Below are 11384 nucleotides of genomic sequence, written 5' to 3' on the forward strand. Positions count from 1 at the left end.
CTGTCCTGCTGAAAGCTTGCTGGGCGACGATTTCAGCCCCTCTACGCAAGAAGGCTAAAGCGGTTAAGCATCGCCGCCTTTTGATCTTGTGTAGGGAGGATCATTTTGAGGAGGTAAAGGCCGTTTGCCTGAAAGCTATGCCGGATCTGGAATTCGTGAATCTCTGGGATTTGGACGTGGAGCGTGTGATGGATGCTATCTGTCGCAAGAACCAGATGAAAGGCTTTACGGACTACGCTTTCTGCTTCCCCGATGCCCGTTACGAGCAGATGCTCTTGTTTATGGACAAGCTCGTGAACAAGAAAGCGGTTTACCATATATATACGAAGAAGAGTGGTCGGCTTGTTTAAGTAATCCTTGGGTAAATATGTTATTGTCGAATGATAGAGTCCGTTTGAGGGCATTGGAACCAGAGGATCTGGAGTTGTTGTATCGTTGGGAGAATGATCCGGAGTTATGGGAAGTAGGGAATACCTTGGCTCCCTATTCCCGTTATATATTGAAGGAATATATAGCGGGTAGCGACCGGAGTATCTATGAGTCTCGCCAACTTCGCTTCATGATCGAGGATTGCGATACGGGGACTTCCGTGGGGATCGTGGACTTATTCGATTTTGAGCCGCATCCGAACCGGGCGGCTTGCGGTATTATGCTGGATCGTAAGTATCAAGGACGTGGCTTCGCTACGGAAGCGTTAAGACTATTGATGGAATACGCTTATACGTTTTTGAAGCTTCATCAACTTTATGTGCATATTCCCGTGGCGAACGAGCCTAGCAAGAAATTATTTACCCGTCTGGGATTTGTCGAGGCGGGGACGCTTAAGGACTGGATCAGGACACCGGATGGTTATTCCGATGTCTGCATAATGCAGTTAATTTAAATACGGGTCCTTCGGATATTTTGTCCAAGTTTTATAATCATTGCCTAATAATTCTACGGAATCTTTCCAATAGCCCTCCCCATCGGCAGACAGGATATTATCGGTGGTGATATGGCTTACGGCCCACGAGTTCCGTTTGATTTCATGGTTTAATTGCCCTTCGGTCCATCCGGAGTATCCCAAGAAAAACTTCACTTTCCCATCGATTGGGTGCCCGTTGAGGATGTATCGTTTCAATGCGTTGAAATCCCCGTCGAAATATAAATAATCATTGATCTTTAACGCGTCCGGAATGATATTATCCCCTAAGGAATGAATAAAGAACAAACGGTTGGGGCTGACCGGCCCCCCCAGATAAATCGGTATCTCCGGAAATTCGGCAAACTCCTTGAAAAAAGAGTTTACGATAAGATCCGTTTTTTTATTCAAGACAAATCCCATCGATCCGTGTTCCGTATGCTCTATTAATAATACGACGGAACGTTGGAAATAGGCATCTTGTAAAAAAGGCTCGGCAATCAGAATACTTCCTTGAATAGGAAGGACATCGTTATGTGTTATTTTAAATATATTTTTATAAGATGCCATGATCGTGAATGTTAGGTTGTTACTAATTCACCGACAATATAAGGCGTTTTTTAATAAGAAGCAAATGAAAAGCCCGGGATTCAAGTTAATAAACGTGAACCGACCGGGCTTATTGTTAATTTATGCTTGATGATTTTCCTCGAATAATCTCAGTCTTTCGTCCAGCAAATCATATTGGTGATCTTTTATGAAAGAGGTACAAGCCCGTAGTCCTTGTTGGTTACTGCCTGTGGTACTTAATGATATGGCGCTTACTCCGTAATAAACCAGCTCTTCCATCAATTGTCCGCCGGTCATTCCCGGGTAACCGATCGTGAAATAGAAACCGTCGGCTATCGGTTGGTCCAGATCGTGATCATAAACGATTGTGAAACCATGATCCGTAAAAATCTTCTTTAGTTTCTCCGCACGACGTCCGTATTCTTTCACTTGCGAGACAAAGTCGAACGTACCGTCTGCGGCGGCCTTGAACATGGCGGCTAAGGCGAATTGGGCCGAGTGGCTGGTTCCGGAAGATAGGGCGTATAAGACACGGTGGATATATACCGTACCGAACGTACCGCCTCCATAACGCTGAGTCAATCCCGGATAGGAGCGATGGTAAAGTTTATTGGAGATCGCTGTCACGCCGATACGCTGTCCGGCATAGCTGAACGCTTTGGAACCGGATATCTGCATGATATAATTATCGGTATAACGGGCTACGCTCGCTTGGTAAGGAGGCTCGAAAGGACATCCGAGGTCCTTGCGGAAATCCATGGCAAAATAGGCGAGGTCCTCTATGACGATCACGTCGTATTTGTTGGCCATCTCGCCGATGATCTTCAACTCCTCATCGGTGAGGCAGAACCAAGCCGGATTGTTCGGGTTAGAATAGATCATCGCGGCAATATTGCCTTTGGAAAGATGCGCTTCCAAGGCCTCACGCAATCGCTCGCCACGGTATTCGTATACGTCGAACGACTCATATTTATAGCCCATAACGGCTATTTGCTGTTTCTGCACGGGGAATCCAGGGTCGATAAACAAGATGGTGTCTTTTCCCGGCGTACATTGTCCGGCCGTAAGGAAAGAGGCGTATGTGCCCTGCATGGAACCGGTTACGGGTACGCAACACTCTGGGTCTATATCTATATTTATAAACGCCTTGATAAAGCGGGAAGCTTGCTTTTTCACTTCGGGAGTTCCGTTGATGTTCGGGTAGATAGACGCTATACCGTTACGAAGGGCTTCGATCTCAGCGTCTACGCCTACTTGAGCGGCTTTCAAGCCCGGTACGCCCATTTCCATATGGATGAACTCGGTTCCCGTTTCTTGTTCCAATTGCGTGGATATGGCAACTACCTCCCGGATAGTCGCTTTCCCAAAATCGGGAAGTCCAAAGCCATCGATAATCCGTCTGGCTGTCTGATAGTCTACAGGAGTATTTTTCATGCTAGTGTTAATTATATATGGGGGACAAAAGTATGAAATTTATCGATTTGTTCTAATTTTTTCATCCTAAACTATTGCTAATTCAAAAAATCCACCTATCTTTGCACCGCAATTCAACGGAATAGCGATAAAGAATAACATTTTGGTCTGGTAGTTCAGCTGGTTAGAATACATGCCTGTCACGCATGGGGTCGCGGGTTCGAGTCCCGTCCAGACCGCTTTTTATTTCTCCTTCCTCTTTTTAAATTTTCCTTTAATACATATTTTAATACGATATCATCCGGTTCGATGGATTTTGCCTGATGGCATGAGGTTGTTATATTTGGAATGTTTATCTTTGAGACCAATAAAACAGATAGCCTTATGGAGAATCTAATAAAGATCGATACCGTTGATCAATACAACAAGATGTTTGGCTTGGAGACGTTGCACCCCTTGGTGAGCGTGGTAGATTTATCCAAGTCCGAGACATGGCCTACTAATTTCCGGGTTAATTATGGTATATACGGACTTTTCCTGAAAGATACGAAATGCGGGGATATTCGGTATGGGAGGCAATATTATGATTATCAAGAAGGAACCGTAATAGGATTCGCTCCCGGGCAGGTGACGGGTATTGAGCTTAAGGACGGGACCCGGCCTTTGGCGCATGGGTTGCTTTTCCATCCGGACTTGATCCGTGGTACGGCTTTGGGACGGGACATCAAGCGTTATTCTTTCTTCTCCTATGAATCAAACGAGGCGTTGCATCTCTCTGAGGAAGAGAAGGGGATCTTCGTGGATTGCCTGAGGAAAATCCAGATCGAGTTGGAGCACTCCATCGACAAGCATAGCAAACGGCTGATCGCGATGAATATCGAGTTGCTGCTCGATTATTGCCTGCGTTTTTATGACCGTCAGTTTACGACCCGTGCGGAGACGAATAAGGATGTGTTGGTGAGGTTCGAACGATTACTGGATGAATACCTGCAAAGCGATCTGTTAAGACAGGAGGGGCTACCTACTGTACGGTATTTCGCCGAGAAGATTTGTTTGTCCCCGAACTATTTCGGTGATCTGATCAAGAAAGAGACAGGGAAAACTGCCCAAGAAAATATACAAGACCGGATTATTTCCTTAGCGAAAGAATGGATATTAGGGACAAACAAGACCGTCAGCCAAATCGCTTACGACCTAGGATTCCAATACTCCCAGCACTTCAGCCGCATATTCAAGAAGACCGTGGGGTGTACCCCGAATGAATATCGGAAATCCCAGATGTCGTAATCGGTGTTACGGGTTATTGGATGTATTTTATGACCTTGGCGGGAACACCTCCCACGATGGCATTGTCCGGTACATCTTTAGTAACTACCGAGCCGGCTCCGACTATAGCGTTCTCGCCAATGGTTACGCCGGATAGGATCGTTGCGTTCGAGCCTACCCAGACATTCTTTTTCAGAACGATCGGGGCAGGGTAGGTAGTGCTCCGGTCTTCGGGGGCGAAGCCGTGGTTGAGGGTGGCAAAGACCACGTTATGCCCGATCTGGCAACCGTCGTCCAGTGTCACCCCGCCATGATCTTGAAAATGACAGCAAGCGTTGATGAAAACGTTCTTGCCTACCGTGATATTCTTCCCAAAATCCGTATAGAACGGGGGGAATACACGAAAAGACGGATCGACCGGCTTATTAAACAAGCGGGATAACAGCTCACGGATTTCCTCGGGATCGTGATATGAGCCGTTTAACTCGAATGTCATGCGTCTGGCCTCATCGCTCATCTTGTTCATAAACTGATGGATCTCGTCTCCTTTAAGAGGCTTTCTTGTCTCTACATACTTCAAGAATTCGTTTAGTGTCATAATTGCTATTTTAATAAGTTCTACTTCTTGGTTTGTTTATCCCTTTTCGATTGCAACGGCAAAGATCGATGAAATCCGGAGAAACTTTTGTAGATGGATTACAGGTATTATGACCTAAATTACATTCACTGATTCTCCAAAGCCTTATATTTCTCGATTAGTTTCTTGACCGTGACAGCGTCTGAGACCTCTTGCTTATAGGTAGTCGGGTTATAATAGGCCTCGAGGAAACTGTCTGCACCGGACCAGACTGTCTCGATAATTCCTTGGAAATGGCGAGACATTTCCGGATTTGAATGCTGGCGGAAATGGATCATATCATCTACCTGTTGAAGCGCTATCTGAGGTTTACGCCAAGGGCATGTAGCAACGTCGAAGCCTTTCATGGCAAAGTAAACAGCGGTTTGCTCGGCACGCTCATAATGCCAGTCGCAGATAAAAACATCTTTCGGGATCAAGTCGATCGCACGGTAGGTATTGTTCATGCTGGCTTCCCAAGCGCCGATCCCGGTAGTTTTGCCATCGATCAGGCGGTCTCCCCATATCATCAATCGTTTGCCTTGTGAGGCTAAGTGGTTTTGTATTTTAGTGACCTCACCGGCATATAACTCAGCCTTGTCATGTCCGCCGCAACAGACGCAACTATCATGTCCGATATAAAAGACCTCGTCCATTCCGGCATGGAATAATTGAGTTTCGAAAACATCCGTCAACTCGTCTACTAAAGCGAATACGATTTTATGTACTTCCGGATGAAGCGGGCAGTAACTTTTACAATAAAGTCCGTCTGAGTTGGGCCAACCCGTATAGTTCTTGGTATCCACGTGTGGCGTCTCGTCGAACTCCGGATACTCACGTAATAAAGCGTAGGTAGTCTCAGCCCATGATTGATGACCCAAGAGATTGATCTGGGGAGCGATACGTATTCCGTTATCCCGGCAAACCTTTACGATCTTTTTCACATCCTCTCGTGTGAGTGGGGTCGGATCCCTCAGTTCTGGATGGGACTCATAGGCATAATTCCAGTCTACCCGTAGAATCAACAAGTTGAAATGACTGGGAGCCAGTTCCTCTTGGACGAACTTCAAGAATAGATCCAACTTCTGTGCGGATGGAGCGGCGATGGCCAAGCCTCGTACGGGCATGATACTATCTAAACGGTTTGTCTCTGATTGGGCGGAAACTTGGGCTGAACCTATAGCCCATATAAGCAAGAATAGTCCGATAATCTTTTTCATATAGCGATATGTTTTAATGTTTAAATTTTTAATTTGATGTACGCTTTCGAAGATCATCACGCACATCGTGACAGCCCGGAGGATGTCGATGGCTATGTTACGTTGCGTAAAATCTATTGGTTGATCGCTCATAATATATTTAGACTAAAGGTGAATTTAATACAAGACAAATATAATCAATAAGAGACATATCATTACATTTGTGCCTTATAAATATGAATAATAATTAAAAATGATAGACATGATAAGACGATTGATTTATTGGGTTCTCCTGCTTTTTGTTTGTATGGGTGCCCATGCCCAATTCCGGGTGACAGCCCATCAAGAGGGTTGGGACCGGATTCCTCCGCAAGCGCAAAAAGACGGCTTTTGGTTTCAACAATCCGTTTTAGCGAATATGGATGATGATGCCGCTATGGAAGAGGTCATGCTTTTCGGGCGGGATAATGGGCATTACCCTACTTTCGACCTGTTTAAGTTTTATTACGTGATCGTGGATAATTATACGAAAGAGATCCAATATATATCGGATGAGATCTATGTGACAGATAAATATACGCTTACGGTGGAGGATCGCAATAATGACGGGATCTCCGAGTTATATATCGATTATTTCAAGGATGGGAAGTTTACGGTTGATGAGCGAGGATATAATTTGCGAACCACCCGTTGCTACGACCGTATCGAATGGAGCCCCGAGAGTGAAAAATTTAACCCCCAACAACCATGAGAAAGTATATCTATTTTATAGCGCTTATCTGTTGCGCCTTATCAGCCTCAACCTCTTACGCCCAGAAAAAGGTGATAAAAACGATGATGATCGCCGGGCAAGATGGCAGTCATTATTGGCGAGGTGCTTGCGAGGCCATGAAGCAGATCTTAGAGAACAGTGGAATGTTTAAGGTGGATTTCGTCTTTACCCCGGATTTCGGAGGAGATATAAATACCTTTAAGCCCGATTTCGCTAAATATAACTTGGTTGTTGTTAATTACGGAGGTGAAGTCTGGCCCGAGCCTGTCCAAAAAGCTTTCGAGAACTATGTAGCGGATGGTGGTGGGGTCGTGATTATCCATTCCTCCGTGGTACCTATGGCCGGTTGGAAAGCGTACAACGAGATAATCGGCATGGGAGCTTGGGAGGGGCGAAACGAGAAAGACGGTCCTTACCTGTATTGGAAAGAGGGCAAATATGTATACGATTATACACCCGGTTATGCGGGTTATCATGGCTTGCAGCATGAGACGATCCTAGAGCATCGTGCGCCGGAGCACCCTATTTTGAAAGGTCTGCCTATAAGATGGAAACATTTCAAGGACGAGATTTATACCCGCTTGCGTGGTCCGGTACGGAATGTGGAGATATTGGCTACCGCTTATGAGCGTGGACGCCATGAACCGTTGATGTGGACGGTGAAGTGGGGGAAGGGGCGTGTCTTTGTCGATCTGTTGGGGCATTGCGGCAATGACCCGAATATGATTTACTCGATGGAGTGTACGGGTTTTCAGGTAACCTTACTAAGAGGGGCTGAATGGGCAGCCACCGGGGAAGTGACGCAAGAGGCCCCTCGGGATTTCCCATTGGAAGATACCTGTACGCTCCGTCCGGAATTCAAGGCTCCTTTCCATGCGACGAATTAAATGCCTTAATAAGATGGTGTCTTTCGACAGAATAATCAAATTGACAAATTGTAAAGTTAAGTCCCGGAGAATCGATTTTTCCGGGACAAAGTACGGCTCGCTCCTAAATACGCAAGAAAAAATCAGTAATCGTTTGTTAAATAGATAGATGTCAAAAAACAGCCTTTCATTCTAGCGAAATTAGTTCATCGTAATTCATATCTTATGGGTTGTTTGGGCTATCTCATAGGGTTACGATGGGGAAATGATAGGGTTATGATGCCTATTCATGACAGTTCATAACCCTATTCATGACTGCTTTCGATGCCCAACGTGACTATTGGCGTTGCCTAACACGACTAGTTGCGTAGGCTTTCATGACCTATCGTGTATAAAAAGCGGCCTTTTTGAGTAAAAAGCGCCATATATAGCTATCCTCTTTCCTCTACTTGGCAATCTCTCTCAAAAGGTAGTGTTACAAGATACGCTTTATATCTATTAAAAAGACAGGATTAGATCGTATCTTTGTCATTCGTTCATTAAAGTCATTGGTTATGTCAAATCAAGAATATATCAAGATCGAGGGAGCTTATGAGAATAACTTGAAACATATCTCTCTGGATATTCCGAAGAAGCAAATCACTATATTCACCGGGGTCTCGGGTTCCGGGAAATCGTCGTTGGTATTGGATACCATTGCCGCCAGTTCACGTCGGGAGTTGAATGAGACGTTCCCCAGTTTCGTGCAGCAATACCTGCCCAAATATGGCCGTCCGCATGTAGACCGGATCGGGAATCTGCCGGTCGCTATCGTGATAGACCAGCGGAAGCCCGCTCCCAACGCCCGTTCTACGGTGGGGACTTATACGGATATCTATTCTCGCTTACTCGTCATACGAGATATTCCCTAATTCCTTAATCTTCGAATCTCCGACTTGATGCGTGAATAACTCAATCAATTGAGCGGGCGTTAATGTCATCTGAGGCGAGAACTCGGAGGAATCCATATAACTTAATAAGCTACGGTATAATTGGCGGGCTTCCGGGTATTCTTGTTGGGTTTCCAAGTCTGTCATACAGATTAATAACTTGCCCGGGCCGACATTGAATTCTTGGATCATCCCTAATTTATGATTACGCTCCACGTTATCGATCACCTGTACGATTGGCCTGTAATTATCCGGAAGCTGGTCCAGTATCAACGGATGGCTATTCTTTATCATCGTGAACCATTGCCAGTTTGTATGGAAATCCGTCGGGAAATGAGTGAAAGCCGGATGAGAGGGATTCATTAATAATCCGAGGGTACCCGGAGAGACCGGTTTCTTTACCCATTCGCAGATGGACTTAAACATCCGGTAATTCCAGTAATCTGTCTGGAATAACCCGTCTACCGTCACGCTCTTGTAAGTCTTGGCATCCGGGAACCACAATACTTTCGCCCCGTTCGCCAATAAGTTCTCGGCCTGTTTATCCCATTTCTTAATAACATTGATATCCGTAGGGATTTGCACGTTATTATGTTCCGGATAAATCCATAACGGATAATGATTGTGATAATCCGTGCCCTCGATCGCCAGCCGTAAAGTATAGGTCTCAGCCTCTTGAATGGCAGGTAAAGCGATGTTTAATGGACCTACCTCGGCCAACGTGCCTTGATTGATTTGCAACGGTATGTTATTTTGGGCGATTACTTGATCTTGACTATTCGTCAAGGTCCAAGTTAGATGTTTCCCTTTTAAAACGGTAGGTGTATAGTTCGCTACCTTGATGGAGCCTTTGATCGCCTCATTCCCGGAGTAACAGAATTTAGGCAGGAGAGCCAATAATACGACATCATCGCAAGATTCTTTCCATTCCTCGGCGGTTATCAAGCCCTTATTATCCATAAAAGCGTCCAAGATACCGACTAACGCCGTGCCCTGTCCCGGATAATCCTGTAAATCCAATAATTGGAAGCCGGCCATTCCCGGAGTACGGAACGCCATTTCCATCTCGGCCCGGTAAAGTTGCGCCATCCATTTACCGGAAGCCTTGAAGAAATCATCCGCTTGTCCGGCCATACCGGACTCGCCCAGTCGTTTGCGGAATATCTCCAGATTCCAAGGTTTTAGTGCCCCGGTATATTTCTTGATTTCCTCATAATTCGGATAACATTGGAATTGCCCGGTCTCATGTCCGATGATAGGCAATGAACATTGTTCGATAGCGGATTCGAAATTCATGACCGAGTTTGGATAGGTATGGTTGATATAACCGCCATCCTCCGCGTCTGCGAAAGAGAAAGAACCCCGGGTATGGTTGCTGAATACGTTAGCGCCGGGGACTCGACAGGTCGTGAAGTAATCGTCACCCGCCGCAGGGCCGTTGAAGCCTAGATAGTCATTCGATCCAGATGCGTATAAATGCCGTCCGTCTTCGCTACGGAAACGGGCGATCATGTCTACCATCGCGTCTTGATCCCCGGAAAGCTCGTTGCCGATCGCCATCATGACGAAAGAGGCGTGATTCCCGTAAGCCTCCTGTATTTGTAATCCTTCTTTGGTGAGGAAATGGATCAAAGTGGTATCGCCCTTTTCCATCTTTCCCCAGAAAGGTAGTTCCGGTTGGAGGTAAAAACCTTCGATATCGGCCGCCTCGAAACAAGCTTTAGGAGGACACCATGAATGGAAACGGCAATGATTGATACCGTATTCCTTGGCGATGCGGAAATAGCGTCTCCATGCTGCGGTATCCATCGGTACATGGCCTGTAAGCGGAAATACGCAAGCATCGTGTTTTCCACGAAGGAAGGTGGTCAATCCGTTGATGTTGAATTGTGTTCCTTCTGCTTTGAAATCTCTTAATCCGAAAGTAGTACTTTGGCTATCTTGGATATTCTCTCCTTGGATGTTCGCGGTCAAGCGATACAGGGTAGGGGAGAACTCGCTCCATTCCAAGGCGTCATCACCCATCGGTATTTGGAATATGATCTCGTCTTGTTGAACTACGATATTCTTATTGAATTTGATATGGTGCTCTAAGCCTGTGTTGAAAGCCTCCATCTCTATTTGAACGGCGGCTACGATCATTTGCTCGAATGGATTTGAAAGCTTTATTTTTACGTCCACCGTTTTTTGATCCGCATGTGGATATACTTGTATCCGGCGGATATGGAATTGTGGACGGGCTTCCAATTTTAGGTCTCCGATAATACCGTTCCAGTTTGTCTGCGTGGATTCCGTATAAGCGTGTGAATTGTCCAATAATTGGGGCGGAACGCTCAAACCGTTATCGACAAGAATAGTCAAGTGATGCTTCCCAGCCCGGAGATATGCGGACAGATCGTATTCTTGAGGGGTGGAAATATGGTCGGATGAACCGACATATATGCTATCTACCCATATTTGGGTCGGTTTTGTTCGCTCCAAGATTAACCAAATGCTCTTGCCTTCCCAGTTCTCCGGAATCGTGATCTCTTTCTGATACCAAGCCTTACCTTGATAGCGGAAGGGCCTAGACAAATGAGTTGTCTCCTCCTTATCATTGTTAGGGTATCCTTTTTGGTTGGTGTCCGTGGTACCCGGTAATTGAACTTGCTCGGTGACATCTGTTGAATCCAATCGTAATTCCCAGCAACCGGCAAGCGATAATTCCTCTCTACTCTCTTTGGGAGTTTGGCATGCGAATAGCATGAGCATAAGTGGAATACTCCAAAATCTCTTCATGGTAATGTTTTTTACTCTAAATATGGTTTACTTAATTAATAGTGTACAAAGGTAGTATTTTTGGCCTTTTTATT

Annotated in this window: 9 protein-coding genes, 1 tRNA gene and 2 pseudogenes; 7 read left to right on the top strand and 5 right to left on the bottom strand. The window is 45.6% G+C overall.

Annotation, left to right across the window (positions count from 1 at the left end):
- Positions 1-350: pseudogene (locus QVP94_RS01410) on the top strand (glycosyltransferase family 2 protein); the annotation flags it as partial.
- Positions 351-367: 17 nt separating this feature from the next.
- Positions 368-883 carry a GNAT family N-acetyltransferase gene (locus tag QVP94_RS01415; RefSeq protein ID WP_005868177.1) on the top strand — a complete coding sequence of 172 codons (516 nt, stop codon included), beginning with the start codon at positions 368-370 and terminating at the stop codon, positions 881-883.
- Here QVP94_RS01415 and QVP94_RS01420 read toward each other — a convergent pair.
- Together QVP94_RS01420 and QVP94_RS01425 are read right to left on the bottom strand one after the other, a co-directional pair.
- Positions 875-1471: a YqgE/AlgH family protein gene (locus QVP94_RS01420; RefSeq protein WP_005856219.1), complete on the bottom strand. Its 597-nt coding sequence runs from the start codon at positions 1469-1471 to the stop codon at positions 875-877. The genes QVP94_RS01415 and QVP94_RS01420 overlap by 9 nt on opposite strands.
- Before the next feature lie 120 nt (positions 1472-1591).
- On the bottom strand, positions 1592-2905 hold the full coding sequence (locus tag QVP94_RS01425; protein ID WP_005856221.1) for a pyridoxal phosphate-dependent aminotransferase: 1314 nt from the start codon (positions 2903-2905) through the stop codon (positions 1592-1594).
- 144 nt (positions 2906-3049) lie between these two features.
- On the opposite strand from QVP94_RS01425, the gene QVP94_RS01430 reads away from it, so the two are divergent.
- Together QVP94_RS01430 and QVP94_RS01435 are read left to right on the top strand one after the other, a co-directional pair.
- Positions 3050-3123: transfer RNA gene (locus tag QVP94_RS01430), tRNA-Asp, on the top strand.
- A gap of 145 nt (positions 3124-3268) precedes the next feature.
- Positions 3269-4171 (top strand): helix-turn-helix domain-containing protein, encoded by a 903-nt coding sequence (locus QVP94_RS01435; RefSeq protein WP_005868179.1) that lies wholly within the window; start codon positions 3269-3271, stop codon positions 4169-4171.
- 13 nt (positions 4172-4184) lie between these two features.
- Here QVP94_RS01435 and QVP94_RS01440 read toward each other — a convergent pair whose 3' ends face one another.
- Positions 4185-4748: a sugar O-acetyltransferase gene (locus QVP94_RS01440; RefSeq protein WP_005856224.1), complete on the bottom strand. Its 564-nt coding sequence runs from the start codon at positions 4746-4748 to the stop codon at positions 4185-4187.
- A 125-nt stretch (positions 4749-4873) separates the two neighbouring features.
- Entirely contained in the window at positions 4874-6118 is a 1245-nt protein-coding gene (locus QVP94_RS01445) for a family 20 glycosylhydrolase (RefSeq protein ID WP_229055225.1), read from the bottom strand.
- A 100-nt stretch (positions 6119-6218) separates the two neighbouring features.
- Between QVP94_RS01445 and QVP94_RS01450 the strand changes: the two genes are divergently transcribed.
- The 3 genes and pseudogenes from QVP94_RS01450 to QVP94_RS01460 form a co-directional block, all read left to right on the top strand.
- Positions 6219-6716, top strand: coding sequence for a hypothetical protein (locus QVP94_RS01450; protein WP_057328539.1), 498 nt, complete (start codon positions 6219-6221; stop codon positions 6714-6716).
- Positions 6713-7624: a ThuA domain-containing protein gene (locus QVP94_RS01455; protein WP_005856231.1), complete on the top strand. Its 912-nt coding sequence runs from the start codon at positions 6713-6715 to the stop codon at positions 7622-7624. The genes QVP94_RS01450 and QVP94_RS01455 overlap by 4 nt, the downstream gene beginning before the upstream one ends.
- Before the next feature lie 533 nt (positions 7625-8157).
- A pseudogene (locus tag QVP94_RS01460) lies at positions 8158-8499 on the top strand (P-loop NTPase family protein); the annotation flags it as partial.
- On the opposite strand, the gene QVP94_RS01465 reads toward QVP94_RS01460, so the two are convergent.
- On the bottom strand, positions 8488-11310 hold the full coding sequence (locus QVP94_RS01465) for a DUF8487 domain-containing protein (RefSeq protein ID WP_022191801.1): 2823 nt from the start codon (positions 11308-11310) through the stop codon (positions 8488-8490). The pseudogene QVP94_RS01460 and the gene QVP94_RS01465 sit on opposite strands and share 12 nt — an antisense overlap.
- Between the last annotated feature and the right edge of the window lie 74 nt (positions 11311-11384).

Origin of the sequence: Parabacteroides sp. CAG:2, from assembly GCF_000436315.1 — a bacterium.
Taxonomy (GTDB): Bacteria; Bacteroidota; Bacteroidia; order Bacteroidales; family Tannerellaceae; genus Parabacteroides; species Parabacteroides distasonis.